This window comes from Nocardiopsis exhalans, from assembly GCF_024134545.1.
GTDB classification, from domain to species: Bacteria; Actinomycetota; Actinomycetes; order Streptosporangiales; family Streptosporangiaceae; genus Nocardiopsis; species Nocardiopsis exhalans.
The window spans coordinates 4,193,260-4,218,096 of record NZ_CP099837.1 but is presented as its reverse complement, the minus strand read 5'-3'; the positions used below and the strand labels follow the sequence as shown (position 1 = coordinate 4,218,096).

Annotated in this window: 25 protein-coding genes; 11 read left to right on the top strand and 14 right to left on the bottom strand. The window is 70.3% G+C overall.

Going from position 1 to position 24,837, the window contains the following annotated elements:
* The first annotated feature begins 288 nt into the window (after positions 1 to 288).
* The 4 genes from NE857_RS18625 to NE857_RS18610 are packed head-to-tail and all read left to right on the top strand — an operon-like array spanning position 289 to position 3,909.
* The gene (locus tag NE857_RS18625) at positions 289 to 1,026 is read left to right on the top strand and encodes a class I SAM-dependent methyltransferase (protein ID WP_254416935.1); all 738 of its coding nucleotides are present in this window, start codon (positions 289 to 291) and stop codon (positions 1,024 to 1,026) included.
* On the top strand, positions 1,023 to 1,868 hold the full coding sequence (locus NE857_RS18620; protein ID WP_425572103.1) for a Rossmann-like domain-containing protein: 846 nt from the start codon (positions 1,023 to 1,025) through the stop codon (positions 1,866 to 1,868). Before NE857_RS18625 ends, NE857_RS18620 begins: the two co-directional genes overlap by 4 nt.
* Positions 1,865 to 2,932, top strand: coding sequence for a GHMP family kinase ATP-binding protein (locus tag NE857_RS18615; RefSeq protein ID WP_254416934.1), 1,068 nt, complete (start codon positions 1,865 to 1,867; stop codon positions 2,930 to 2,932). Before NE857_RS18620 ends, NE857_RS18615 begins: the two co-directional genes overlap by 4 nt.
* On the top strand, positions 2,890 to 3,909 hold the full coding sequence (locus tag NE857_RS18610; RefSeq protein ID WP_254416933.1) for a pyridoxal-phosphate dependent enzyme: 1,020 nt from the start codon (positions 2,890 to 2,892) through the stop codon (positions 3,907 to 3,909). The genes NE857_RS18615 and NE857_RS18610 overlap by 43 nt, the downstream gene beginning before the upstream one ends.
* Before the next feature lie 101 nt (positions 3,910 to 4,010).
* Here NE857_RS18610 and NE857_RS18605 read toward each other — a convergent pair whose 3' ends face one another.
* Positions 4,011 to 4,265 (bottom strand): DUF397 domain-containing protein, encoded by a 255-nt coding sequence (locus NE857_RS18605; protein WP_254416932.1) that lies wholly within the window; start codon positions 4,263 to 4,265, stop codon positions 4,011 to 4,013.
* Positions 4,265 to 5,068 (bottom strand): helix-turn-helix domain-containing protein, encoded by an 804-nt coding sequence (locus tag NE857_RS18600; RefSeq protein ID WP_254416931.1) that lies wholly within the window; start codon positions 5,066 to 5,068, stop codon positions 4,265 to 4,267. Before NE857_RS18600 ends, NE857_RS18605 begins: the two co-directional genes overlap by 1 nt.
* Before the next feature lie 257 nt (positions 5,069 to 5,325).
* Here NE857_RS18600 and NE857_RS18595 point away from each other — a divergent pair, with 257 nt between their 5' ends.
* Entirely contained in the window at positions 5,326 to 5,700 is a 375-nt protein-coding gene (locus tag NE857_RS18595; RefSeq protein ID WP_254416930.1) for a hypothetical protein, read from the top strand.
* Between the two features lie 141 nt (positions 5,701 to 5,841).
* Here the strand turns inward: NE857_RS18595 and NE857_RS18590 are convergent, their stop codons facing one another.
* From NE857_RS18590 to NE857_RS18575, 4 genes are all read right to left on the bottom strand, one after another.
* Complete coding sequence (locus tag NE857_RS18590; protein ID WP_254422027.1) at positions 5,842 to 6,810, bottom strand: ABC transporter substrate-binding protein; 969 nt, start codon at positions 6,808 to 6,810, stop codon at positions 5,842 to 5,844.
* Positions 6,811 to 6,923: 113 nt separating this feature from the next.
* Entirely contained in the window at positions 6,924 to 7,709 is a 786-nt protein-coding gene (locus NE857_RS18585; protein WP_254416929.1) for an ABC transporter ATP-binding protein, read from the bottom strand.
* Positions 7,709 to 8,863: a FecCD family ABC transporter permease gene (locus NE857_RS18580; protein WP_425572102.1), complete on the bottom strand. Its 1,155-nt coding sequence runs from the start codon at positions 8,861 to 8,863 to the stop codon at positions 7,709 to 7,711. The genes NE857_RS18585 and NE857_RS18580 overlap by 1 nt, the downstream gene beginning before the upstream one ends.
* A gap of 250 nt (positions 8,864 to 9,113) precedes the next feature.
* Positions 9,114 to 9,806, bottom strand: a complete 693-nt coding sequence (locus tag NE857_RS18575; protein ID WP_254416928.1) for a haloacid dehalogenase type II — start codon at positions 9,804 to 9,806, stop codon at positions 9,114 to 9,116.
* Positions 9,807 to 10,079: 273 nt separating this feature from the next.
* On the opposite strand from NE857_RS18575, the gene NE857_RS18570 reads away from it, so the two are divergent.
* Both NE857_RS18570 and NE857_RS18565 read left to right on the top strand, forming a co-directional pair.
* The gene (locus NE857_RS18570) at positions 10,080 to 10,400 is read left to right on the top strand and encodes a helix-turn-helix domain-containing protein (RefSeq protein ID WP_254416860.1); all 321 of its coding nucleotides are present in this window, start codon (positions 10,080 to 10,082) and stop codon (positions 10,398 to 10,400) included.
* A complete protein-coding gene (locus NE857_RS18565; protein ID WP_254416859.1) occupies positions 10,397 to 11,251 on the top strand; it encodes an IS3 family transposase in 855 nt (284 codons plus the stop codon). The genes NE857_RS18570 and NE857_RS18565 overlap by 4 nt, the downstream gene beginning before the upstream one ends.
* 35 nt (positions 11,252 to 11,286) lie before the next feature.
* Here NE857_RS18565 and NE857_RS18560 read toward each other — a convergent pair whose 3' ends face one another.
* The 4 genes from NE857_RS18560 to NE857_RS18545 all read right to left on the bottom strand — a co-directional run bounded on the left by NE857_RS18560 (position 11,287) and on the right by NE857_RS18545 (position 15,274).
* Entirely contained in the window at positions 11,287 to 12,498 is a 1,212-nt protein-coding gene (locus NE857_RS18560) for a GDSL-type esterase/lipase family protein (RefSeq protein ID WP_254416927.1), read from the bottom strand.
* Positions 12,499 to 12,534: 36 nt separating this feature from the next.
* Complete coding sequence (locus NE857_RS18555; RefSeq protein WP_254416926.1) at positions 12,535 to 13,239, bottom strand: hypothetical protein; 705 nt, start codon at positions 13,237 to 13,239, stop codon at positions 12,535 to 12,537.
* A gap of 84 nt (positions 13,240 to 13,323) precedes the next feature.
* Positions 13,324 to 14,325: an ABC transporter substrate-binding protein gene (locus NE857_RS18550; RefSeq protein ID WP_254416925.1), complete on the bottom strand. Its 1,002-nt coding sequence runs from the start codon at positions 14,323 to 14,325 to the stop codon at positions 13,324 to 13,326.
* Between the two features lie 181 nt (positions 14,326 to 14,506).
* A complete protein-coding gene (locus tag NE857_RS18545; RefSeq protein WP_254422025.1) occupies positions 14,507 to 15,274 on the bottom strand; it encodes a siderophore-interacting protein in 768 nt (255 codons plus the stop codon).
* A gap of 234 nt (positions 15,275 to 15,508) precedes the next feature.
* Between NE857_RS18545 and NE857_RS18540 the strand changes: the two genes are divergently transcribed.
* Together NE857_RS18540 and NE857_RS18535 are read left to right on the top strand one after the other, a co-directional pair.
* Complete coding sequence (locus tag NE857_RS18540) at positions 15,509 to 17,308, top strand: ABC transporter ATP-binding protein (protein ID WP_254422024.1); 1,800 nt, start codon at positions 15,509 to 15,511, stop codon at positions 17,306 to 17,308.
* Positions 17,305 to 19,116, top strand: coding sequence for an ABC transporter ATP-binding protein (locus NE857_RS18535; RefSeq protein ID WP_254416924.1), 1,812 nt, complete (start codon positions 17,305 to 17,307; stop codon positions 19,114 to 19,116). Before NE857_RS18540 ends, NE857_RS18535 begins: the two co-directional genes overlap by 4 nt.
* Positions 19,117 to 19,339: 223 nt before the next feature.
* Here NE857_RS18535 and NE857_RS18530 read toward each other — a convergent pair whose 3' ends face one another.
* Complete coding sequence (locus tag NE857_RS18530) at positions 19,340 to 19,846, bottom strand: hypothetical protein (protein WP_254416923.1); 507 nt, start codon at positions 19,844 to 19,846, stop codon at positions 19,340 to 19,342.
* A 167-nt stretch (positions 19,847 to 20,013) separates the two neighbouring features.
* Positions 20,014 to 20,448: a winged helix-turn-helix transcriptional regulator gene (locus NE857_RS18525; protein WP_254416922.1), complete on the bottom strand. Its 435-nt coding sequence runs from the start codon at positions 20,446 to 20,448 to the stop codon at positions 20,014 to 20,016.
* A 117-nt stretch (positions 20,449 to 20,565) separates the two neighbouring features.
* Between NE857_RS18525 and NE857_RS18520 the strand changes: the two genes are divergently transcribed.
* A complete protein-coding gene (locus NE857_RS18520) occupies positions 20,566 to 21,423 on the top strand; it encodes an SDR family oxidoreductase (RefSeq protein ID WP_254416921.1) in 858 nt (285 codons plus the stop codon).
* A 39-nt stretch (positions 21,424 to 21,462) separates the two neighbouring features.
* Here the strand turns inward: NE857_RS18520 and NE857_RS18515 are convergent, their stop codons facing one another.
* Both NE857_RS18515 and NE857_RS18510 read right to left on the bottom strand, forming a co-directional pair.
* Positions 21,463 to 21,984, bottom strand: coding sequence for a hypothetical protein (locus NE857_RS18515; protein ID WP_254416920.1), 522 nt, complete (start codon positions 21,982 to 21,984; stop codon positions 21,463 to 21,465).
* A gap of 167 nt (positions 21,985 to 22,151) precedes the next feature.
* Positions 22,152 to 23,072 (bottom strand): ketopantoate reductase family protein, encoded by a 921-nt coding sequence (locus NE857_RS18510; RefSeq protein WP_254416919.1) that lies wholly within the window; start codon positions 23,070 to 23,072, stop codon positions 22,152 to 22,154.
* A gap of 216 nt (positions 23,073 to 23,288) precedes the next feature.
* On the opposite strand from NE857_RS18510, the gene NE857_RS18505 reads away from it, so the two are divergent.
* The gene (locus NE857_RS18505; RefSeq protein ID WP_254416918.1) at positions 23,289 to 24,818 is read left to right on the top strand and encodes a fatty acyl-CoA synthetase; all 1,530 of its coding nucleotides are present in this window, start codon (positions 23,289 to 23,291) and stop codon (positions 24,816 to 24,818) included.
* Positions 24,819 to 24,837: the final 19 nt, after the last annotated feature.

Here is a 24,837-nt window from a genome sequence, read left to right as displayed (position 1 = left end):
CGAAGAGTACTCATCTCGGTTCGGGGTGTGTGCGGTCCTACTCTAATGAAAACGATAATCACTTGCGCCATACTTGACCAACCGGCTCGTGGGTGGCCCGAGCCTGGCGCTTTGCCCGTTGTGTGCTTGATGAACCCCTCTGTCGGGGTTGGCGCCCGGGTGGAGGGGGCAACGACTCCCTGGGGTGAGTGAACTCTTAGTGACAATGATTATCGCTTTCGCTATGGTCTTCGGGGTCACCCCTCTCTGATCCCTCGCGAAGCCCCTCGAACCACCGAAAGGACGCACGTGGACCCCTCCCAGATCGCCCAGCTGCCCCCTCCGCTGCCGCCCGAGCAGATCATCGGCCTCAACCAGCCCAAGGTCGACCTGCACACCCGCCGCGACTACTCCTGGAACGGCTGGGAGTTCGACGTCCCCCCAGAGGTGTTCCTTCCCGGCGCGACCAGCCGTATGATCCACCAGCGCATTCTTGACGACGACATTGACGTCCGCGGACGTGTCTACGCAGCCATGGGCGCCGGGCTCGGGGTCGAGGCGGTGGTCGCCGGACTGCGCGGCGCCGGACGGATCCTGGCCGTGGACGTCCACCCCGCCAGCGTGAAGGCGACCGAGCACAACTACCACCGGATCGTCGGTACCGGAGGCGGCTCCGGTGGAGAGGGCCCCGAGTTCCTCCCGCTGGTCTCCGACCTCTTCACCGACGTCCCGGACCGGCCCCTGCTCGACGTGGTCACCTTCAACCCGCCGGCGGTGAGTCAGCAGGTCAGCGAGGACCCCGACATCGTCCGCAACGTCTGCGCGGGCCGCCCCGTCACCGACGCCTTCTTCACCCAGCTCGCCGAGCGCGACCTCCTGGCCCCCGGAGGTGCGGTCTACTTCGTCGCCTCCAACACCGCCGACCTGCGCCAGATCATCGGCCACGCCGCCCAGTGCGGCTTCACCGCACACGTCCACCACCGACACGACTGGGGCGACGGCGTCCTGACCTACCTGTTCCGCCTCACCAGGGAGACCGGCAAGTGACTTCCCCCCAGGACTCCGGCGCGCCCCAGAACCCCCAGGGCCTCCATCGCCCCCGCGACCTCGAAGAACTCCGCCAGTCCGTCCTCGCCACCCCCGACCTGCCCGTCGCCACCAGCGTGTTCTGGGTCCACCACGGCACCCGCCTGGCCGGGGGCGACGTCACCTACCTCAACCAGTACGTCCTGGTCCGGATCGGCCGAGCCTTCGGCGCCTGCGCCTTCGAAGCGGGCGGGCTGGACCCCGACATCTGCGCCGAACTCTCCGGCAGCCCCCTGACCGACCTCCTCAGAGCACCGGCCCCGGTACGGCTCGCCGCTCTGGACGCCTACCTGGGCCAGGCCCGCCCCCACTCCGAGGACCCCCGCGCCGAGCGGGTCACCCTCCCCTACGGCACCCCCGAGGAGCGTGCCGTCGCCCGCGACCGCGCCATCGCCGGTCTGCTCCCCGAGCCCGACGGGCGCCGCATCGCCCTGATCGGCGTGGTCAACCCCCTCGTCGCGGCCATCCGGGAACGGGGCGGCGAGTGCCTGCCCTGCGACCTGAACCTGCGCCGCACCCAGTGGGGCGACCCCGTCAGCCCGGACATGGAGGAGGTCCTGGCCAAGGCCGACGCCGTCGTCGCCACCGGGATGACCCTGGGCAACGGCACCTTCGACCGCATCCTGGAGCGCTGCCGGGAGCGGTCCGTGCCGCTGGTCGTGTACGCCCAGAGCGGCAGCGCGGTCGCCCGGGCCTTCCTCGGCTCCGGCGTCACCGCGGTGTCCGCCGAACCCTTCCCGTTCTCGCAGTTCAGCGCGGAACCGACCCACCTCTACCGATACCGAGAAGGAACCGACGAGTGACCCTTGGAACTGGACAGGCGACCTGTCACCACGGCGAGATCCTCCAGGGCGTGTTCCTGGACGAGAGGGGACGCCCCACCCGTGGTCTGGTCACCCTGCCGATGGCCGACCCCCGCACCCGGGCGGTGTTCACCCCGTTCTCGCCTCGGGCGCCCCGACGCGTCGTCGTCGACCCGCCGAACCGGGCCAAGGCCGCCCGGGCGGCGGAGCTCGCCGTCACCGAGTGCGCGCGCGTGGGCGGGGTACGGCCGGTGGGCGGCTACCTCAGCGTCCGGGGCGGGGCCGCGCCCGGCCTGGGCATGGGGTCGTCCACGAGTGACGTGACGGCGGCGGTGCGCGCGGTCGCGGCGGGGCTCGGGGTGGAGCTCACGCCGGACGCCGTCGCACGGGTGGCGGTCGCCGCCGAGGGGGCCAGCGATCCGGTCATGTTCGGTGACCGGCCGCTGCTCTTCGCCCAGCGTGAGGGCCGGATTCTGGAGGAACTGGGCCCCGAGCTCCCGGAGATGGCGGTCGTGGGCTGCCTGACCGGAAGTGGCCAACCGGTGGACACCCTCTCTCTGGTGGGTACCGCACGACGTGGGGACATCGCCGTCTACGAGAGGTTGCGTGCCGCGCTGCGTACCGCGATCACCGAACGCGACGTGACCGGGGTCGGGCACGTGTGCACCGAGAGCGCCATACTCAACCAGCGTGCGCTGCCCAAGGCGGAACTGGGCACGCTCCGGGAGGTCGCCCGCGGCTGTGGGGCGGTCGGCATCCAGGTGGCGCACAGCGGCAACGTCGCCGGAGTCCTCTTCGACGCCACCGACCCCGAACTCCGCGCCCGGATCGACGCCGCCGCCGACCGGCTCGGCGGGGCCGGGCTCACCCCGCACCGTGTCTTCTCCACCTCGGCCGCCCGCACTCCTTCCTCCTCCGCCGTCAAACCCCTCTCCTTCGAATCGGCAGTCCCCGCACCGGCCGCCCTCGCGGCGGTCTCGTCAGCACCGGCCCCTCCGACCCAGAGCACCGGGGAGCGATCTTGGACGACCACGTTTCCGAAGCCATCGCCAGACCTGACCTGATCGACCTCGGCGCGGGCCTGCTGTGCCTGCGCTTCGAGTCCATGAAGGTGGCCTCCGCCCTGGCGGCCGTACGCCACCTGCTCGACACCGGGGCGGTCCGTCCCGGCGACACCCTCATGGACAGCTCCAGCGGTATCTACGCCTACGGGTTGGCTCTGGCCGCACACCGGTACGGGCTGCGCTGCCACATCATCGGATCCACCACCATCGACCACCCGCTCCGCCTCCAGCTCGCGGTCCTGGGCGCGACCCTGGAGCAGATGCCGCCCTCGGACGACCTGCGGCTGGACCAGAACCGCCGGGTCCGCCGGGTCAAGCAGGTGCTGCGGGAGCACCCGGACTACCACTGGATGCGCCAGTACCACGACGTCATCCACGGTCTCGGCTACCGGGCGGTGGCCGACCAGATCCGCAAGGAGGCGGGGGAGGGTCCGCTGACCCTGGTGGGCGGGGTGGGTTCGGGGGCCTCCACCGGGGCTCTCGCCCGCTACCTTCGGGAGAGCGACCCGGGTACCCCGCTGGTGGGGGTCCAGCCGTTCGGCAGCGTCACCTTCGGCAGCGACCACGTCACCGACCCGCAGATCATCATCGCGGGCATCGGCAGCTCGATCCCGTTCGGCAATGTGGACCACACCCTCTACGACACCCTGCACTGGACCGGTTTCGACGCCGCCCTGGCCGGGAGCGTGGACCTGCTGCGCCGCCACGCGGTCTTCGCCGGGCTCTCCACTGGTGCCGCCTACCTGGTGGCCCGCTGGGAGGCGGCGGCCGATCCCGACCGCCGGGTGGTGTTCGTGGCAGCCGACACCGGACACCGGTACGTGGACTCGGTCTTCGCCCGCCACGAGGAGGCCCGCGACGTCGCCGATCTCTACCCCCGGGAGATCGGCGGCCTCAAGGAGCTGTCCCCGCCCTGGTGCCGGATGAACTGGGGGCGTCAGCCCGCCCCCGAGCAGGCAGTCCATCGCAGCGATTGAGTCGGTAGTAGGACAACAGAAACCGCCCCGGGAGAGGAAGTCACCTCTCCCGGGGCGGTTCGGGTCTTTTCAGGGGGCGCGGCCAGAGTTCGGAACGTGTCTTAGATCGAGGAGGAGCGCAGCAGCGCGGACCACTCCGAAGAGGGGAAGGAGAGGTAGCCCAGATCGCGCTGGGTGGAGTCACGCACCGCGAACCGCTGAGGTTCGTTCAGGAAGGGGCCAGCCTCGACACAGCTGCGGTCCCCATTGGGGCTGTAGCTGCTGATGTGCCAGCCGACCTCGACGCACTGCCCACCGCCATCGGCGCTGTAGCTGCTGGTGCGCCAGCCAGTCACGGCCGACGTGTCCCGGTTCATTACTGCTTCCTCTCCAAGGCCGCGATGAACGCGACCGAGTCCTCAGGACTCAAGCTCATCTCTTCAAGCCGATCGTACAAGGCAGCCAGCCGCCCCGCTTCCTCGGATTCCACGTAGAAACCGCCTGCCGGGCTCACGGAATAGGCGATCATCGGGAAGGGGTTCTCCATGGTGATCAGCATGAAACCGCCGTTCGGGCTCACCAGGGCACCAGCGTCGAAGGGGACCACCCGGAGCTCGATGTTCGGTCGCTCGGAGCAGGTCAGAAGATGCTGAAGCTGGTCCTTCATGACCTCACGACCGCCCACCACCCGGCGCAGGGCAGCCTCCTCCATGATGATTTCGAGTTCTACCGCGTTCTCACCTTCGAGGATGGCCTGTCGTGACATCCTGAGTTCAACGCCTCGTTCGATCTGAGCGGATGAATCATGCGGGTTGGCAGCACGGAACAGCGCCTCCGCATATGCCGCTGTCTGCACCAGCCCGTTGATGGGCGTGATGTCGAACGTCTGGATGCGCTCGGCGCGGCTTTCCAGCCACATGTAGTCGATGAACCAGTCGGCGACCTCGGAGGAGTACTTCTCCCACCAACCGGTCTTGCTGATCTCGTTGGAGAGCTGGAGCAGGGAAGCGCGCTGGTGCTCGCCCTCCACCCCGTAGAGGTCCATCAGTGCGAGCACTTCGGGTTCGCGGATCGGCAGGGCGCCCGACTCGAACTTGCTGATGGCGGAGAAGCTGCGTTGCAGGTACTCGGCGGAGTCGGTGAGCTTGAGCCCGTTCTGCTCGCGCAGCTCCTTCAGCATCTTTCCCAGCCACTGCGCCCGCAGTGTCGGCTTTCGCTTCGGCATCTGCGCCTCCCTGAAGATGTCTAGGAAAATTGTACCTACAGCTTGACTTGTTATTGGACCTGCCTCACTCTAGCAGTAAGTGAGGCAGGTCTCACGGGGTGCGATCGCGCCGGATAGAGACTGCCTACTGACCCAAAGGCAGCCGCCCGGGGTGGGTACTGAGATTGCACCCTCTACCCCCACCTCGGGCGGCCTTCGAGGAGGGAACGCCGGTGAACGACGTCCACATCCCCACCCCCATTGTTGCCCAGGAGTGGGACAAGATCGACACCTCCGTCGACAACGAGGCACCCCAGGTTCTGTCTTCCGAGCAGTTCGCCCGGTACTGCGTCACCATCCGGGACCTGCTCCGGGCCGCTGGCCTGCCGGTTCAGGACTTCGACAGGGAGACCCCCGACTTCCTGATCGTCGATGACGATGACCTGAGCATGAGGGTTCAGCTGGCCTCCGACCGCCTCGCGAACATCGAGATCGCTCTCGGCGATGAGATGGCGGAGGCCTTCAACACCGTTCAGCTCGCCAGTCGCCTCGTCCGCCTCTTCGAGCTGGGCCGGGGGTTCCGCGACGCCAGTACCGAGATCGACTGACCTCGAGCACCCTTCGCATCGCGCCGGTCCGCTGCCGCACCCGCACAGTTTCTCGTCAGACGTAGAAGTCCAGATATGAGAGGGCCGTCCCGCAACGCCTGCCAGGAACAGGCCTGCTCGGGACGGCCCACTCGCGGGTGTTCAGCCCTTCTGTTCGCGCAGGTACTCGGCGAACTTCTCCAGGCCGTCGATGTTGCGCGGCCCCGAGATGCCCTCGTTGTAGTCCAGGACGAAGAAGTTCTCCTCGACCACCGCGGGCACCTCCGCCATGGCGGGGGAGGAGGTGAGGAAGTCGATCTTCTCCTGCGCGGGCTGGTCGCCGTAGTCCAGGATGATGATCACCTCCGGCTCGGCCTCCACCACGGCCTCCCAGCCCACCTGGGTCCACCGCTCCTCCAGGTCGCCGAAGATGTTCTCGCCACCGGAATACCTGATGATGTCGTTGGGCGGGACCTGGTTGCCCGCGGTGAAGGGCTGGTCGGTACCGGAGTCGTAGAGGAAGACCGGCACGGGGTCGCCCTCGGGCGCCTGCTCCTCGACGGCCGCGACCCGCTCCTCGAACTCACCCACCAGCTCCTCGGCGCGCTCCTCCACACCGAAGATCTGCCCGAGCCGCTCCAGGTCGGTGTAGAGCCCCTCGAACGGCGTCAACCGCTCGGGGTGGCCGGGGTAGTTGAAGCAGGACTCGGAGTGCATGAAGCTCTGGATGCCGATCCCGTCCAGGATCTCCGGGGTGATGCCGCGCTGGTCGCTGAAGCCCGAGTTCCAGCCCGCGACGACCAGGTCGGCCTCGGCGTCCACCACCAGCTCGCGGTTGAGCAGGTCGTCGCTGAGGAACTCGACCGCCGCGTAGTCCTCGGCCCACGGCGACTCCGAGACCGGCGGGTTGGCCGGGGGCATCACGTAGCCGTGCACGTGGTCGACCAGACCCAGCGAGAAGAGCTTGTCGGCGCTGCCGCCCTCGTAGGCGACCACCCGCTGCGGGGTCGTGTACTCCACCTCCTCGCCGCAGCGCTGGACGGTGACCGGTCCGGCACCCGCCTCGGAGACGCCCTCGACCTCGGCCCCGCACCCGGCGAGCAGGACGGAGACCGCGGCCAGGGGCAGCAGGGTTCGTGGCCGGGGGAGCGGGCTGGTCCACGCACCGGAGCGGGGGAGGGAGAGCGGGCCGGACCAGGCGCCGGACCGGGGGAGACGGTTCCTTCTGGGGTTCTTCCTGGGGTTCAACGGAGGCCTTTCCTCGCGGGTGGGAGTTGGTACAGCAGCTGGGGGTCGCCGGTGAGCGGATGGGGGACCACGGACGCCTCGACCCCGAAGACCTCCCGGAGCAGCGCCGGGGTCAGGACCTCCTTGGGGGAGCCCGCGTCCACCAGGGCGCCCTCGGAGAGCACGCCGATCAGGTCGCAGGCCGAGGCGGCGAGGTTGAGGTCGTGCAGGACCACGAGCACCGTGACGCCCGCCGCCCGCAGCAGGGAGAGCAGTTCGAGCTGGTGGCGCACGTCCAGGTGGTTGGTGGGCTCGTCCAGGACCAGCACCCGGGGCTCCTGTACCAGGGCGCGGGCCACCAGGACCCGCTGGCGTTCGCCGCCCGACAGTTCGAGCACGCCGCGCCCGGCCAGGTGGGCCACGTCCAGCAGCTCCATCGAATCCCGGCACAGGTCGCGCTCGCGTGCGCTCAACGGCTGGTTCCCGCGCAGGTGGGGAGCGCGGCCCAGGGCGACCAGCTCCTCGACCGTGAAGTCGAGGTCGGTCCCGCTCTCCTGGGTGAGCGCGGCCACCCGCTGGGCGCTGTGGCGCAGGCTCATCGCGGACAGTTCCTCCCCGCCCAGCAGCACCCGGCCCGCGCTGGGGCCCAGCGCCCGGTACACGCAGCGCAGCGCGGTGGACTTTCCGGACCCGTTGGGGCCGACCAGCCCGACCACCTGTCCTTCGGGGACGTCCAGGGTCAGTTCCCGCACGATCCGCGCCCCGCCCAGGTCCACGGAGAGTTCGTCGAGACGAAGGTCCATCAGCGGCCTCCGAACAGGTAGCCGCGGCGGCGCATCAGGATGATGAAGACCGGTACGCCGACCAGCGCCGTGATCACCCCGAGCGGAAGCTCGCGCGGGGCCACCACCACCCGGGAGACCAGGTCCACCCACACCATCAGCACCGCGCCCGCCAGCGGGGCGATCGTGAGCACTCTGCGGTGGTCGGCGCCCACGAGGATGCGCACGATGTGCGGAACGACCAGGCCGACGAACCCGATCGCCCCGCTGACCGCCACCATCGCGCCGGTCATCACGGCGGTCAGGACGAACAGCCAGCGGCGCAGGCGGTCCGAGCTCACGCCCAGACTCGCGGCGGTCTCGTCGCCCAGCGCCATCACGTCCAGGGAACGCGCCAGTGAACGGAGCAGGAGCACACCCGCGAGCACGGCGGTCGCGACCACCGGCAGCGAACCCCAGGTGGCGGCGCCGAAGCTGCCCATGGTCCAGAACAGGACGGTACTGGTGGCCTCGTTGCTGGGGGCGAGGTAGACGATCACGCTCATGATCGCCTGGAAGCCGAAGGACAGCGCCACCCCGGTCAGCACCAGCCGCAGCGGGGTGATGCCCATGCGCGAGTAGGAGATGGCGTAGACGAGCAGGGTCGCGGCCAGGGCTCCGGCGAAGGCCCCGGCGGAGACCGCGTAGATGCCCAGGAAGGAGAGCCCGCCGAGGACGCCGACCAGCACCGCGCCCACCGACGCGCCGGAGGAGACACCGAGGATGTAGGGGTCGGCCAGGGCGTTGCGCACCATCGCCTGGATGGCCACGCCGACCACCCCGAGCCCGGCACCGACCACCGCGGCGAGCAGCACCCGCGGGGTGCGGATCTGCCAGATGACCTGGTAGCGCATGAGTTCGTCGGCCTGGATGGTCCCGCCGGTCAGCGCGGCCCACAGGTAGCGGACGGTCTCACCCGGCGGGATGACCGCCGACCCCAGGCCGATCGCGATCACCACTGACAGGGCGAGGGCGAACGCCAGGACCAGGGCGGTCGTGGCGGTCCCGGCGGGGGTGGTCATCCAGCGGATCTTCGGAACGGCTTCGGACGTGGTGGGGGTGTCGCCCCGGTCGGGGGACGCGCTGCCGGGCGGGGCCCCGGTGTCCTGCCCGGACGAAGCGGGGGCGTGCTGCATCCGACCTCCCTTCCTGCCTGGATATGAAAACGGTTTTCATTATAAGCGCGGGTTTGGTCGCCCCGCGCCCGATTTCGGCAGGGGAAGGCACACGAAAGGGCCCACCGGCGGTCCAGGGGCGACCCGTTCGGGTGAACGGTGCCGCTGGGACCACCGGCGGGCGTGCGCCCGACGCCGAGGCGGGCGGATGATGAGTCAGGCGCGTGGTGGGAGACGCCGGTGGTGGGAGAGGCGAACGGTGGGCCGGCCCTCAGATGGCGTCGAGCTGGATGGCCAGGTCGTCCAGGTCCTTCGCGGACAGGTCGAAGGAGTCCGACGTGCTCGGCGGATCCCCGACGGGGCGTTCGACGTGGGCGGTCCGCATCCCCAGGGCTTGGGCGCCGCGCAGGTCCCAGGCGTGCGCGGCGACCATGAGCAGGTGCTCGGGCGGGCAGCCGGCGTTGGCGATCGCGAGCCGGTAGACCTCGGGGTCCGGCTTGTAGGCGTGCGCTTCCTCGGCCGAGAGCACCTGGTGCCACCGCAGCCCGGCATGGGCGTTGATCCGGGTGAGCGCCGCGTGGCTGGCATTGGACAGACCGACCACGGGGTAGCGCGAGGCGAGCCGGCCCAGTGCCTGGACGGAGTCCGGCCACGGGTCCAGGCGCAGTGCGGCGGCGGTCAGCGAGCGCACCGCAGCCTCGTTTTCGAACCCGGTCTCGGCCGCCACGTGCGTCGCGGCCTCCCGATCGACCACCGTGCTACTGGCGTAGGGGCGGCGGCCCGCGAGCATCTCCCGCTGCTGCTCGTCCACGTACCGGCGCCACAGCTCGCCCAGTTCCTCCGCCCGCACGTCCCCGAGGTCGGGCAGCAGCTCCCGAAGACCGCGCGTGATCCCGCCGGGTTCGTCGACCATGGTGCCGAGCACGTCGAAGACGACCAGGTCGATGTCAGGGAGTGCGGACATGGCAGGAGCTCCTCTGGTTCTTGTTGAGAGGACCCGTCAGTTCACGGATACCTGAACTGCTCCCTGGAAGTTGGACTGGAAATCCAGTTCCATCGACCAGGGAGCAGTCCCATGAGAGCGAACAGCTCACTCACCCAGGACCAACGCCACCAAGCGATAGCGTTGTTCGAGCAAGGCAGAGCCGATCACGCGGTAGCGGCCTCTCTCGGGGTCTCGCGATGGGCGGTCCGAAGCCTGTACCGACGGTGGCGGATCCACGGCCCGGGAGCGCTGGTGACCAAACAGGCGAAGAAGTCCTACTCCTTCGAGTTCAAGGTCGAGGCGGTGCGCCGCCTCCTGGCTGGCGAGCCCAAGACCGAGCTGGCCAAGGAACTGGAACTGTCCTCACCCAAGCTGCTGGAATCGTGGGTGCGCACCTATCGCACCCAGGGCTCGGAGGGGCTACGCCCCAAGCAGCGAGGACGCCCGCCCAAGAGCGCACCACCAGAGCCAGCCTCAGAGCTGGAACGACTACGCCGTGAGAACGAGCTCCTGCGCGCCCAGAACGCCTACCTGGGAAAAGTGCGGGCCTTGAGGGAACATCCACCAGAGTGAGGGTTCACGCTGTGGTCGCCCTCAAGGCCGAACACCGATTGGACGTGCTGTTGAAGGTCGCTGGGCTGGCCCGCTCGACGTTCTTCTACCACCAGGCCCGGCTGGAGCACCCTGATGCCCAGGCAGCGCTCAAGGCCCAGATCAGGCGGCTCTTCGATCACAACAAGGGCCGCTACGGGCACCGCCGGATCCATGACCAGCTCCTCAAGAAGGGGTGGCGGGTGGCGAAGAAGACCGTGCTCAAGCTCATGAACCAGCTGGGCCTGGTCTGCCGGGTGCGCCGTAAGAAGCCCTACAGCTCCTACCGGGGCCAGGCGGGCCAGGTGGCGCCGAACCTGCTGGAGCGTGACTTCACCGCGCAGGGGCCGAACCAGAAATGGGTGACCGACGTGAGCGAGTTCGCCGTCGCGGGCCACAAGGTCTACCTGTCACCGGTCATGGACCTGTTCGACCGGCAGATCATCTCCTACACGGCGGGTCTGTCACCGAACCTGGAGTTGACCAACACCTCCTTGCGAGAAGCGTTGAAGACCCTGGCCCCTGGTCAGAGCCCGCTGGTCCACTCCGACCAGGGGTTTCAGTACCAGCATGTGTCCTGGCGGCGTCTGCTCGCCGGGGTCGAGGGCATCCAGTCGATGTCACGCAAGGGCAACTGCCTGGACAACGCGGTGATCGAGAGCTTCTTCGGCCACCTGAAGGAGGAATTCTTCACCCATGCCGAGTTCGAGACCGTCGAGGAGTTCACCGCGGGGTTGGAGGAGTACATCGCCTGGTTCAACCACGAACGCGTCCACAGCTACCTTGAGGGCCTGAGCCCGGTGCAGTACCGAGCTCAGGCCCTGGCGGCCTAACCTTTAGTTAGCCGGTCCAACTATCGGGGACCAGTTCATACCCCGGTTCCGTCGGCGATCCTAGTGCGAGACCCGTCGGCGAACAGGCCGTCGGCGCCGAAGGCGAGTTCGGCGAAGCGGGTGCCGATGCGCTGGTGCGTGGCGGTGTCCGGGTGGAGTTCGTCGGGCAGCGGCAGCTCGGCGCGGTCCGCCTCCCCGTAGAGCTCACGGCCGTCCAGATAACCGAGGTGCGGGTCCTCGGCAGCGCGATCGTTCACGATCCGGGACAGCTCCTCTCGGATGGCGGTGAGCGTGAGCTTCCCGGCGGCGCGCTCCTCCGGGGCCCCGGAGGAGCGGAACTTTTTCTCCCCGCTGCGCAGGGCCTCCAGGTCGAAGGAACACGGTCCCGGGGTGTCCTCGTGGATGGGACACAGGAGAGGCGAGATCACCAGCAGCGGCGTCGTCGGATGGCCCTCGCGGATCGTGTCGAGGAAGCCGTGCACCGCGGGCGTGAACGCCCGCATCCGCATCAGGTCCGCGTTGACCAGGTTGATGCCGACCTTGACGCTGATCAGGTCGGCGGGGGCGTCGCGCATCGCCCGGGCGGTGAACGGGTCCAGAAGCGCGTTACCGCTCAGACCGAGGTTGACCAGTTCCACGGGCTCGCGGGCGGCCGCGACCACGGGCCAGACCGAGGTCGGGTTCGCGGCATCGGACCCATGGCTGATCGAGCTCCCGTGGTGCAGCCACACTCTGCGGCCCCGGTCCGGGACCGGCTCGACGGGGGCGTCCGCGCGCAGTGCGACGAGCTCGGTGGTCTCGTTGTGCGGCAGCCAGATCTCCACGTCCTTGACCCGGTTCGGCAGGCCGGTGAAGCGGGCGGTGCCGACCGGCCCGGTCCGGTGCTCGAAGCCGCCGGTAGCCATGTCGACGGTCAGGGTGTCTCCGCCGGGCACGGTGGCCTGAGCGGTGAGGCGCCCGTCCACGAGCAGGTCGTACACTCCGTCGGGGCGGGGAGCGAGGCCCGTGTAGACGCGCTTGGTGGGCACCGTGTCCAGTTCGATCGAGGTCGCTCGGGTACGCACGAGCAACCGGACGCCCGAGGGCTGGGCCTCGGCCATGGCCAGCTGCGGGTCGGTGTTCTGGGCACGGGCCCGGGCGGGTAGCCGGTGCGGCAGGAAGCCGCGTTCGGTTTCCTCCACCTCGACCGCTCCACGCAGGAGTTCCAGGGTGATGGGCGTGGTGGTCCAGTACTCCGGGGTGTTCATGGTTCTCCCTGGCGGGCGGACGGTGCGGAACGCGGGTCAGGCGGCGGGGTGGCCGATGAGTCTTCGCATGGCGCTGGGAGGGTCACAGGAGCGGGTGGCGGGGTCGAAGACCACGTCGTCGCGGGAGCAGTAGTACAGCCGTTGCCAGGCCTGCCAGGCGCGCTCCCGGTGGGCGCTGCCGGCGTTGGCCCGTTTCCTCCTGGCCTCGGCTCTGCGCAGATCCCACAGGATCAGGGCCAGACCCAGCGCGGCGTAGGTGAGGCTCATGGCCAGGGTGAGCAGGAAGCCGGTCATCCTATGGACACCCAGGTCCGTGAGGAGGTAGGAGAGCACGCCCAGCAGGTAGAAGAGGCCGACGGCCGCGAGGAGGGCGGTCTTCGCTGACCCGCCTCCCCAACGGTGCACGAGCAGACCGGTGACCACCGCGGGTACGAGCGCGAGGACGCCGTTGACGCTCATGGCCACTGTGGCCATCGCGAACAGGAGGATCCCGAAACCCCTGGCGAACCGGACCGGGGGCCGCGGTCCCGAGGGGAAGCTCAACTGTGCCGCGAGGCTGCTCTGGGAGCGCGTGGTGGTGTTGTGCCGCGCCTGACCGACGGTGTAGTCCAACTGGGTGAACTGGTCTCTGGCCTGGAGCTTCGAGGAGCCGGTCGTTCGTGTGGTCGTCGTCCCGGACCGGACCACCGCGGACACCTTGGTGGTCCGGTCCTGAGCCGAGCACATCGGACAGCGAGCCATCGGTCCGTCCACCCCCGAATCACACCTGTTGTCAGTGACCCGTCGAAGAGTAGCGCCCCGCGTTGCCGCCCGGTCCTTCGGGCCTCAGCCCTCCAGGGTCTCCAGGATCATCGGGACGATCTGGTCCAGGGCGTGGTGGATGCCCAGGGTGGAACCGCTGGAGAAGGCGTCCGACAGCTCCTGGTCCTCCAGGATGATCAGGCGGTCGTCCTCGGCGGAGCCGATGCCCTGCAGGACCGGGTCCTCGTTCAGGGTGTCCACGACGTCGCCGATCGGGAAGACGATGGTCAGGTCGGCGTCCAGCTCCTCCACGAGCTCGGCGCTGAGGTCGGCGTAGAAGGCGCCGTCGGCCATCTCGACCAGTTCGGGCTTGTACTCGAAGCCCAGCTCGGCGAGCACGTCCGCGCGGGTGTCGCCGGGGACATAGGCGCCGTACTGGCCGTCGAAGTAGGCGCCCACGGCGATGGTGAGGTCGGCGAACTCCGGGTTCTCCTCGCGGATCTGCTCGAAGCGGTCCTCCAGTTCGGTGACCAGCTCCTCACCGCGCTCCTCCTCGCCGACGACCTGGGCGACCTGGCGGGTCTGCTGCTGCCAGGTGGTGCCGTAGGTGACCTCCACGCCCGGCGGCGGGCCGACCACGGGGGCGATCGGGTCGAGGAGGTCGTGCCGTTCCTGGGAGTTGTCGGAGCGGGTGTCCAGGATGACGTCGGGGTTCAGGGAGGCGATGGCCTCCACGTTGGGCTCCATGGTGTCGAGCAGGACCGGCTCGGCGTCGACCAGGTCGGCGGCCCAGGGACCCACACCGGTGCCGCCGAAGCCCAGCCAGTCGGCGACGCCGACCGGCTGCACGCCCAGGGCGAGCGCGGCTTCGGCGTCGGACCAGCCCAGGGCGACCACGTTCTCGGGGCGGTCCCCGATCTCCACGTCGCCGAAGAGCGTCTCGACGGTGACGGGGTAGCCCTCGGCCGCCTCACCGGAGGACTCCGAGGACGTGTCGGAGCCGCCGCCACCGCAGGCGGCGAGCAGGACGGTGGACAGGGCACCGGCGGCGAACATGCCGAAGCGGGCGGGCAGACCGGGGTTCATAGGACCTCGCTGATGAACTGAGCTTAGCCTTGCCTAAGCAGGATTTGACCAGGTTAGCGTGTTCTGTGAATGGTGTGACCGGTGGGGCGATGCCTGTCGTTCGCCGGTGGTCGCGCTCCCAGGGGCGCCCCGGTCTCGGCGAGCCGGAGATGCCCGGGGCAAGGGTTCGGAGGCTTCGGGTTCAGTCGACCCCGGCCACTCCCGCGCGCCAGTAGCCCACGAACGTGATGTCGTCCTTGGGTACCGCGTGGTCGCGTACCAGGGTGCGGCGCAGCCCGGTGGGCAGGGCGTTCTCCCCGGCCACCCAGCAGTACGGGCGCCCCTCGGGCAGGGCCGCCCTGCTGACCGTCTCCAGGGCCAGGCGCCCCGGGGTCGCGTGCGCGTCCTCGCGCGGCAGCCAGTGCACCTCCACGCCGGGTGGGGCCTGCACGGGGCGGACGTCCCTGGGGGAGGGCACCTCCAGGTAGACCTGGGCGCGCAGCTCCCGCGGAGCCTGTTCGACGATGGACAGCAGGGCGGGCACGGCGCTCTCGTCGCCGACCAGCAGGTGCCAGTCCGCGTCGGCCGGGGGCAGGTAGTAGATGCCCTCGGGGTACAGGCCCACCTCGTCGCCCTCGCTCGCCGAGATCGCCCAGGCGGAGGCGGGTCCGCCGTCGCCGTGCGCCACGAACTCGATGTCCAGTTCCAGGGCCCGGGCGTCGAACCGGCGCATCGTGTAGTTGCGCACGTAGGGTCGCACGTCGTCGGCCATCTCGCGGTACTCCGGGTACCAGCTGTCAGGGTCGGAGTCCGGCAGGACCAGCTTCTCCTGCCCGGGGCGCCGCAGGAAGACCCGCACGCACTGGTCCAGGCCGAGGAACTCGAACCGGGCCAGGTCGGGGCCGCTGACGGTCACGGTGACGAAGTGGTCGGTGGTCCGTTCGGTGCGCGTGACCCTGGCGCGGATCATCTGGCGGTGGCGCGGCGACTGGATACGCAAGCGAGGGACCCTTCGCGGACGTGTGCGTGGACAGGGCGTGGGGGCGTTCGCCCGCAAAGCCGTATGAGGTTAGCCTAACCAATATCACGGCCGCTGAAAAATCATCTCATGCACGACATAAGACTCGTCCTGTGGTCGGAGGTCATGACTGGGATGGCTACGCTGGGCCAGTTGGGACAGCAGAACCGAGGGGACGGGAAACGGATGACCGTGCGCGAGGGCCCGGACCGGCCTCCTGTAACTCCGGCACCCCCGGTTCCCGCCACCGCCAAGGCCCTGCGCTCACGCACCCTGCGCCGCCACCGCGGCCGGGTCACCCTCGGCGTCCTCCTGCTCTCCCTGCACCAGATCTGCGAGACCCTCGTCCCGGTCGCCATCGGCCTCACCATCGACCTCGCCGTCTCCACCGGCGACACCACCGCCCTGCTGTGGTGCGTGGGCGGCCTGGCCCTGCTCTTCGCCGTCCTGGCCAGCGCCTACCGCTTCGGCGCCCGCTTCACCCTCGGCGCCGTCGAACGCGAGGCCCACCTGCTGCGCCTGGAGTCCGCCCGCCGCGTCCTGCACCCCAGGGGCGAACGCAGCGGCCTGCGCTCCGGCGAGGTCCTGGCCGTGGCCACCTCCGACGCCGAACAGGCCGCCGCCTACGTACGCGCCTGGGCCATCGGCATCGCCCAGGTCACCGGGATCGTGGTCACCACCGTCGTCCTGCTCGCCATCAACGTCCCCCTCGGCCTGGGCGTCCTCCTCGGCGTCCCGATGATGCTCCTGCTGCTGCGCGTACCCGCGGCCCGCATCACCCGCCGTACCGAGGCCAAGCAGGCCACCGCCGCCCGCGCCACCGCCATGGCCACCGACCTCGTCGGCGGCCTGCGCGTGCTCATGGGCATCGGGGCCCGGCACAACGCCGCCCTGCGCTACCGGCGGGCCAGTGACCGCGCACTGACCGCCTCCGTCGGCGCCGCCGCCACCAACGGCCTCTACAAGGGCCTGGTCACCGCCACCGGCGCGGTGTTCCTGGCCTGCGTCGCCGCAGCCGCCGGATGGATGGCGCTCCAGGGGCACCTGACCATCGGTGAACTGATCATCGTGGTGGGCCTGGCCCAGTTCCTCGCCGAACCCGTCCGGGCGCTCGGCATGGTCGGCCAGATGTTCGCGACCGCCCGCGCCTCCGCCCAGCGGCTGGTCCGGCTGCTCAACGCACCCGACGCCGTCAACCCCGGAGACCGCCTTCTCCCCGGGGTACTGCCCGAGGTCGCGCCCGCCGTGGAGCTGCGCGGGGTCACCCACAGGACGCTCGACGGGGTGGATCTGACCCTGGACCAGGGAGAGCACGTCGGTGTGCTCACCACCGACCCGCGCGACGCCGAGGCCCTGGTCGACCTCCTCTCCGGACGCGCCGAGGGCGCCGGTGGCACCGTCCGGATCGGGGGTGTCCCGATCACCGAACTCGACCTCACCTCGCTGCGCGGCACCGTGCTGGTGGAGGAACACGGCAGCACGCTGTTCGAGGGCACTCTGCGGTCCAACCTGGACCTGAGCTCCCGCCCGGCCCCCGGCCGCGCTCAACAGGGCGACGACGCACAGGGCGGCGACGAGGCACCCCTGCTCACCGCGCTGACCGCGGCCGCCGCCGAGGACCTGGTCACCGGTCACCCCGACGGTCTCGACCGGCCCGTCACCGACCGCGCCGCCAACCTCTCCGGCGGGCAGCGCCAGCGCGTCGCCCTGGCCCGGGCCCTGGCCGCCGACCCGTCGGTACTGGTCCTGCACGACCCCACCACCGCCGTGGACGCCGTCACCGAGGAGGCCATCGCCCAGGGCACGGCCGCGCTGCGCGCCCGCCGCGCACCCGGTGGAGCCACCCTCGTCATCGCCAACAGTCCGGCACTGCTGGCCCGCGCCGACCGCGTGGTGGTGCTGCGCGAGGGCCGCCTACACGCCCTGGGCACCCACACACAGCTGGCCGAGGACGACCCCCACTACCGCGAGGCGGTGCTGCGTTGAGCACGGAGACCACTACCGAGGCCGCCCCTGACGGCCCGGGCGATACCGGCCCCGGTCAGCCCGGCGGCCCCGAGCTCCTGCCCACCGCCACCGCCCGGCGCACCTGGGCCGTGCTCGGCGACGGGATCCGGGCCACCCCCTGGGCCGCCGCCCTGGCTCTGGTCACCGTCCTGGCGGGCAGTGCCGCCGGGCTCGTTGCGCCCTGGGTGCTCGGCTCGATCGTCGACGACATCTCCGCGGGCGCGGGCCTGGACGCCATCCTGCGCTCTGCGGCGCTCATCGCCGCCGCTGCCCTGGTCGGCGGTGTCCTTGTCGGGCTCGGCGCCTGGCAGGTCAGCCGGCTCGGCGAGACCATCCTCGCCCGCCTGCGCGAACGCGTGATGGAACGCGTCCTGCACATGCCCGCCGCCCGTCTGGAGAAGGTGCGCATCGGCGACCTGCTCTCCCGGGTCGGCGACGACGTCGCCGTGGTCACCAACGCCATCGCCCGCAACGGACCCGAGGTCGTCACCGCCCTGGCCATGGTCGTGCTCACCACCGCCGGGATGGCCGCCCTCGACTGGCGACTGGGCCTGGCCGGGCTGGCCGCCATGCCCTTCTACGTCTGGGCGGTGCGCTGGTACATGCCCAGGTCGGGGCCGTACTACGCCCGCGAACGCATCGCCATGGGCGAGCGCTCACACGCCCTCATGGGAGCCCTGCGGGGCCGCGACACCGTCCGCGCCTACCGCCTGGAGGAGGAGCACGAGCAGCGCATCGCCGAGCGCTCGCGCACCGCGATGCAGCTCACCCTGGACGTGTTCCGGCTCTTCACCCGCCTCGGCGCGCGGATGAACGGCTCGGAGTTCGTGGGGCTGGCCGCCGTACTGGTCGTGGGCTTCTGGCTGGTCCGCGGTGACCTGGTCACGGTCGGCATGGTCACCGCCGCCGCCCTGTACTTCCACCGGCTCTTCGGCCCGGTCGGCTTCCTCGTGATGAACTTCAACGACGTCCAGCAGGCCGGGGCGAGCCTGGCCCGCCTGGCCGGGGTCGTGGACCTGCCGGTCGCCGACGATCCGCGCGCCGAGGAGGGCCCCGCCGGTTCCTCCCTGCGGGTGGAGCGGGTCAGCCACGCCTACGCCCCCGGCGCCCCCAAAGCCCTGGACGGGGTGACGCTCAAGGTCGCCCCCGGTGAACGGGTCGCCCTGGTCGGTGCGAGCGGGGCGGGCAAGACCACCCTGGCCGCCGTGGTCAGCGGGCTGCGCACCCCCACCGCGGGGACGGTGTACCTGGGCGGGATCCCGCTGGACGAACTCGGCGAACAGCGCGTGCGCGAACACGTCTTCCTGGTCAGCCAGGAGACCCACGTCTTCGCCGGAACCCTCCTGGACGACCTGCGCCTGGCCCGCGCCGAGGCCACCGCGGAGGAGGTCGAGGCGGCCCTGGAGACCGTGGGCGCCCTCGACTGGGTGCGCGCTCTGCCCGAAGGGCTGGAGACCGTGGTCGGCGAGGGCGGTCACGCACTCACCGCCGAACAGGCCCAGCACCTGGCCCTGGCCCGCCTGGTCCTGGCCGACCCGGACCTGGCGGTGCTCGACGAGGCCACCGCCGAGGCAGGGAGCTCCGGCGCGCGCCGTCTGGAGGGGGCCGCTGTCGCCGCGACCAAGGGCCGCACCACCCTGGTGGTCGCCCACCGCCTCACCCAGGCGCAGGCGGCCGACCGCGTGGTCGTCATGGAGCAGGGCCGCGTCGTCGAGGAGGGCACCCACGACGACCTCGTGGCCGGGGAGGGAAGCTACGCCCGGCTGTGGCGCAGCTGGCAGGGCTGACCCGGCTCTGACGCGGACCGGGTCGGCGGCAGCCGGGTCGTTCCAGCGCATCGCTCGGCGAATCGGCCTTCCCGAACCCACTCCCGGTGAAAGGCCTCGGCGGCGCCCACCGGCCTGAGGGGCCGTGCAGCGCCTCGGGCAGGCGCAGAGGGCGGCCACGCGCCCTCCGGCACACGTCCGAGGCGGGGAGCTGGCACGTTCCGTCCGCGCCGGGGCCCCATGTTCAGGGAGAGCTCAGGTCGAACGGTTCGGCCTGGAAGGAACCTTCGTTGAGGACGATGTACTCACCGCCCGGAACACACTCCCCGGAGAGGTCGACCTCCCAGGTCGGGCCGCCGCTGACGGAGCCGCCCCCTGCGTAGACAGGGTCTCCGTCGAGGATCGGGCCGACCGTCGGTTCCCTGACCCCGCCCCGCTCCTCCTCCATGAGCGGCTCGACGTTCTTGGGCCACACGGGAGCGGCCGAGCTCACGATCTCCCCGGTGGTCTCGTCCCGGAGGTTGATGATCAGGCAGCCGGGCTCGGGCAGGTACTCCAGCTCCCCGATGATCATGGCCTCCAGCGCCCAGTTGAAGTCGTGTACGAGGACGCGCGGGTCGTTTCCGACGCTGATCATCTCGTCCGTTCCCGGGACGGAGGCGGAGAGTCCCAGGGTGTCGGCGCTCCCGCACCCGGTGAGAAGAGCGGCGGCCACCAGGGCGAGGGGGAGGAGGGAGCGCGCTGCCGACAAGGTGGAAACCGCCTTTTCTGCAGGTGACGGGCGGGACACACATAGGACGTTAGCGGCTTGCGGACGGTTCGCTCGTGTTGCGCTGGCTGGCGCAGGGTGCGCGACACGCCCTCGAACCGGACAATCGTAATCTATGGCGTAAAGGTGATGGCTGTGTTCAATCCGCATTAGTCCGGATTCGGTTTACCCCGGAAGATCGTGCTCCTGCCCTGGGAGGCGTGTCCTTCGACCCAGTCCAGCAGGGGAAGTAGGAGCGCGGTGACCTCGCGGCCGTCACTGGTCAGGCCGTACTCGACGTAGGGCGGAACCACCGGCCTGGCATCGCGGAACAGCAGGCCGTCCGCCTCCAGGGCGCGCAGGGTCTGGGCGAGCATCTTCTCGCTGATGCCGTCGATCCCGTGGCGCAGGTCGCTCCAGCGCCGGGGCCCCTCGGACAGTGCGACCAGGACCAGGATGCCCCACTTGCTGGTCACGTCGCTGAGAAGGGCGCGCTGCGGGCAACCGGCTGGCAGCCGGCGCCCGCCGATGCGGGGGAGCGGGGCCGGCCCCGCGGCCGCGTCCTTCGTGTTCTTTCCGGTGTCCTTGCTCGCTGATGGGCTCATCCTCCTAACTTACCAAAAGGTGCGTACCCTCTCATTGGAATGTGTGAAAGGAGGCGCCCGTTGGACACGAAGGAACCGCCGGGAGAAGAACCCCGGCCCACTCGAAGGGGAACCCCCATGTCCGTCGTCGTCACCGGAGCCACCGGCCACCTCGGCCGCCTCGTCGTCGAGTCCCTCCTGGAGCGGGGGTACCCGGCGGCGGATATCACCGCCACCGGCCGGAGCACCGACAAACTGGCCGACCTCGCCGAACGCGGTGTGACCGTCCGGCACGCCGACTTCGAGGACCGGGCCTCACTGCGTGAGGCCTTCGAGGGCGCGGACGCCGTGCTCCTGGTCTCCGGCTCCGAACTCGGCAAGCGGGTGGAGCAGCACCGCAACGCCATCGAGGCCGCCAAGGAAGCCGGGGTCGGGCACCTCGTCTACACCAGCGCGCCCAGGGCGAGTGACACCACGCTGATCCTGGCCCCCGAGCACAAGGCGACCGAGGAGATCCTCGCCGCCTCCGGGCTGAGCCACACCATCCTGCGCAACGGCTGGTACAACGAGAACTTCGAACAGGTCCTGGAACAGGCCCGCGAGCACGGGGCCCTCATCGGCAGCGCGGGGGAGGGGCGGACCGCCAGCGCCGCCCGCCGGGACCTGGCCGAGGCCGCCGCCGTGGTGCTGACCGACCCCGCGCCGCACGCGGGGGCCGTCTACGAGCTCAGCGGCGACACCGCCTGGACCAGGGAGGAGCTGGCCGGGTACGTCAGCGAGCTGCTGGGGCGTGAGATCGTCTACCGGGACCTGAGCCACGAGGAGCACGAGGCCGTGCTCACCGGTGCCGGGCTGGACGCGGGCACGGCCGGATTCGTGGTCGGGCTGGACCGCAACACCCGCGACGGTGAGCTGTCCGCTACCTCGGGGACCCTGACCAAGCTGATCGGCCGCCCCACCACCCCGGTGGCTGAGACTCTGCGCCTCCTCGCCTGACCGCGCGCCGTGCTTCCGCGGCGCCGTTACGGCGCCGCGTCAGCACTCGGGCGGGAATTCACCGGCTCTCATCAGGGTGCCTTCGCCGCCCTCGTCCGTACCCACGTACACACCATCGTCCGCTGCCAGGAGTTCGGTGTCGAAGCTCAACGCGGCGATGTCGTGCTCGGTGTCGCTGTCGAGCGCGGTGGCGGAGGTCACCCCCAGCGTGTACTCGGTGTCCGGCGAGGCTGGAACGACCCGGTAGGTCGCGGCTCCGTCGGTGTCGGTGATGTTCCAGTCCTCGCCGGGGGCGGCCAGGTCCACCTCGAGTTCGTGGCCGGGGAAATCACGGGTGGTGCTCAGGCGCCACCCGTGGTCCTCCGCGGTCAGGTCGATCTGCGCGGGCGGGCTGTCGCCGCACCAGGAGATCATGACGACGGGGAACTGGTGGCGGGCGGAGAAGTGACCGGTGGCGACCGCGCCCACGGCGCCGCCGTCCGCCATGCACGAGGTCAGGAGCAGACACGCCGGGGGCAGCAGCACCAGCCGTCTGAAGGTGGTTCTGTCGAGGACTGACATGCCGCGATTGTGCCAACCGCTGTCGCGCTCCGTGCGGGGCGGGCGGCGGCCGCGGTGCGTACTGGACGTGAAGAACCCAGGTCACACCGGGCCTTCGGGAAATCCTCCCCGCTCTGCCGCTTCGGCGTGTCCTCCCGCGGTCGCACCGCTCAGCTCCGTGCTCGCCCTCAGCCCCGGGCGGCGGAGTAGACGCTCAGGTGGGTGTGGGCCAGGGCGAACAGCGGGGTGGGAACCCCGAGTTCTCTGCCCCTGGCGACCAGGTCGCCGACGATGTGGTCGCCCTCCACCGGGTTGTCGTGGGTCAGGTCCCAGTACATGGACGTGGAGGTCTCGCGTTCGGTGTCGGAGATGACCTTGTCCGCGAACCCCCGGATCCGGTCGCTGGGCGGGTACCCGGCGGCGGTCGCCACGGCGATGGCCTCGGCGAACATCCCGGCGCTGAACTCCGAACCGCCCGGTGCGCGGTTGACCCGGCCGATGGGGGCTCTCATCAGGCAGGTGACGGCGCCCAGGCTGGCCAGGAAGACCCACTTGTCCCACATCTCCTGGCGGATCTCCTTGGTGGGCCGGGCGGTGAATCCGGCCTCCTCCAGGGCGTCGTGGACCTGGTCCAGGCCGACCGCGGGGGAGTCGGAGAGCGGGCCGTAGACGAGCTCGCCCATCTTCCCGACCTCCACGATGCCGCCCCGCTCGTCCAGGCGGGTCATCACCATGCACACACCGCCGTAGACGCGGTCCTCGCCGAAGCGTTCGACCAGGACGTCCAGGTGGCGCATGCCGTTGAGGAAGGGCACCACCACGGTCCGCGGTCCCACCGCGGGCGCCAGGTCCTCTACGGCGCCCCCCAGCCCGTAGGACTTGACCGAGAGCAGCACCAGGTCGTAGTCGGCGGTGAGCTGGTCCTTGGTGACCGCCCGGACGGGGATGTTCTCGGTGTACCCGTCCACGGAGCGGATGTTCAGGCCGTGCTCGTTGAGGAGCTCGGCACGTGCGGGCCGCACCAGGAAGTCGACGTCGCGCCCGGCCTGGACGAGCCGCCCGCCGAAGTAGCCGCCGACGGCTCCCGCACCCACGACAAGGATCCTCATGTCACTCCCAGCTCGCCCAGCCCGATGAATCAGGCAAAACGTATGACGATGGGATACCTGCCCGCAAGGGGCGTCCCGCCAGCCTGTGGACAACCTGTCCGGACGGCGCAGGGATCGCGGATCATTCGGGTCTTGCGCCGGGGAAGCGGGCCACAACAGGATGGTCCTGTGTTCGCGGCCCGCCCTCGGGCCCCGCCGTCGGGAAGAGAAGATGCCATGACCGCTTCGACCACCTCCAGCCGAGTGGACGACATCCTTCGACGGAGCGCGGCCCGGACCCCTGCCAGCACCGCGCTGGTCTTCGCCGAGCGGGAGTGGACCTACGCCGCACTGGACGAAGCCGTCACCCGGGCCGCCGCACGGTTGTTGGGGCTGGGCGCGGTCAAGGGCGACCGGGTGGCGGCCTACGGGAAGAACTCCGACGCTTACCTGATCGGCTACCTGGCCTGCGCGCGGGCCGGGCTGGTGCACGTACCGGTCAATTTCGCCCTCCAGGGCGAGGAACTGGCCTACCTGCTGGAGCAGTCCGGCAGCACCGTGGTGCTGGCCGACCCCGCGCTGCGGTCGGCGGTGGACGCCCTGCGTGCTGAGACCGGGGTGGAGCAGGTCCTGGAACTCAGGGACGGCCCCGGGTCGCTGCTGGCCGAAGCTTCCGAGGGGCCGGTGCCGGAGTTGGACGTGCAGGTGGCCGACACCGACCTGGTCCAGCTGCTCTACACCTCCGGCACCACCTCCCGGCCCAAGGGCGCCATGATGACCCACCGGGCTCTGGTGCACGAATACCTGTCGTGCCTGGTCGGGCTGGACCTGGACGCCGGGGACAACCCGCTGCACGCGATGCCGCTCTACCACAGCGCCCAGATGCACGTCTTCCTCATGCCGTGGCTGGCGGTGGGCGCCCGCAACACCCTGGTGGAGGCGCCCGACCCCACCGATCTGCTGAACCGGATCGAGGCCGACGGTCACGGGGCGTTCTTCGCGGCCCCGACGCTGTGGGTGGCGATGGCCAACCACCCCGAGTTTGCCGAGAAGGACCTGTCCAGCCTGCGCAAGGCCTACTACGGGGCCTCCATCATGCCCGGCCCGGTCCTGGACAAGCTCCGCTCCGCCTTGCCCGAGCTGGGCTTCTACAACTGTTTCGGGCAGAGCGAGATCGGTCCGCTGGCCACCGTGCTGCGCCCCGAGGAGCACGCGGACCGCCCCGCCTCGGCCGGGCGCTCGGCACTGTTCGTGGAGCTGCGGGTGGTCGACGACAAAGGCCAGGACGTCGCCCCGGGCGAGCTCGGCGAGGTGGTCTACCGCTCGCCCCAGCTGTGCCTGGGGTACTGGGACAAGCCCGAGGAGACCGAGGAGGCCTTCCGCGGCGGCTGGTTCCACTCCGGTGACCTGGTGCGCGCCGACGCCGAGGGTTATATCGAGGTGGTCGACCGGATCAAGGACGTGATCAACACCGGCGGCGTGCTGGTGGCCTCCCGGGAGATCGAGGACGTACTGTTCGCGCACCCGGGCGTGGCAGAGGCCGCGGTGGTCGGCGTGGCCGACGCCAAGTGGATCGAGGCGGTCACGGCCTACGTGGTGCCCGCCCCCGGGGCCGACGACGAAGTCCTGCCGGACCTGCTGGTCGAGCACGTGCGCGAGCGCCTGGCCCCGTTCAAGGTACCCAAGGCGGTCCGGGTGGTCACCGAACTGCCCCGCAACGCCTCGGGCAAGATCCTCAAACGCGAACTCCGCGACCGCGGCGCCTGACCGGGGTGGCTCTCGACAG

What these genes read in the sequence shown, in the direction of transcription:
- NE857_RS18520 (WP_254416921.1), top strand. Translation starts at nt 20,566, where the DNA reads ATGTCCGTCGTCGTCACCGGAGCCACCGGCCACCTCGGCCGCCTCGTC.
- NE857_RS18525 (WP_254416922.1), bottom strand. Translation starts at nt 20,448, where the DNA reads ATGAGCCCATCAGCGAGCAAGGACACCGGAAAGAACACGAAGGACGCG.
- NE857_RS18600 (WP_254416931.1), bottom strand. Translation starts at nt 5,068, where the DNA reads ATGCTGAAGGAGCTGCGCGAGCAGAACGGGCTCAAGCTCACCGACTCC.
- NE857_RS18580 (WP_425572102.1), bottom strand. Translation starts at nt 8,863, where the DNA reads ATGCAGCACGCCCCCGCTTCGTCCGGGCAGGACACCGGGGCCCCGCCC.
- NE857_RS18560 (WP_254416927.1), bottom strand. Translation starts at nt 12,498, where the DNA reads ATGAACACCCCGGAGTACTGGACCACCACGCCCATCACCCTGGAACTC.
- NE857_RS18575 (WP_254416928.1), bottom strand. Translation starts at nt 9,806, where the DNA reads ATGTCCGCACTCCCTGACATCGACCTGGTCGTCTTCGACGTGCTCGGC.
- NE857_RS18545 (WP_254422025.1), bottom strand. Translation starts at nt 15,274, where the DNA reads ATGATCCGCGCCAGGGTCACGCGCACCGAACGGACCACCGACCACTTC.
- NE857_RS18505 (WP_254416918.1), top strand. Translation starts at nt 23,289, where the DNA reads ATGACCGCTTCGACCACCTCCAGCCGAGTGGACGACATCCTTCGACGG.
- NE857_RS18510 (WP_254416919.1), bottom strand. Translation starts at nt 23,072, where the DNA reads ATGAGGATCCTTGTCGTGGGTGCGGGAGCCGTCGGCGGCTACTTCGGC.
- NE857_RS18605 (WP_254416932.1), bottom strand. Translation starts at nt 4,265, where the DNA reads ATGAACCGGGACACGTCGGCCGTGACTGGCTGGCGCACCAGCAGCTAC.
- NE857_RS18515 (WP_254416920.1), bottom strand. Translation starts at nt 21,984, where the DNA reads ATGTCAGTCCTCGACAGAACCACCTTCAGACGGCTGGTGCTGCTGCCC.
- NE857_RS18555 (WP_254416926.1), bottom strand. Translation starts at nt 13,239, where the DNA reads ATGGCTCGCTGTCCGATGTGCTCGGCTCAGGACCGGACCACCAAGGTG.
- NE857_RS18585 (WP_254416929.1), bottom strand. Translation starts at nt 7,709, where the DNA reads ATGGACCTTCGTCTCGACGAACTCTCCGTGGACCTGGGCGGGGCGCGG.
- NE857_RS18550 (WP_254416925.1), bottom strand. Translation starts at nt 14,325, where the DNA reads ATGAACCCCGGTCTGCCCGCCCGCTTCGGCATGTTCGCCGCCGGTGCC.
- NE857_RS18540 (WP_254422024.1), top strand. Translation starts at nt 15,509, where the DNA reads ATGACCGTGCGCGAGGGCCCGGACCGGCCTCCTGTAACTCCGGCACCC.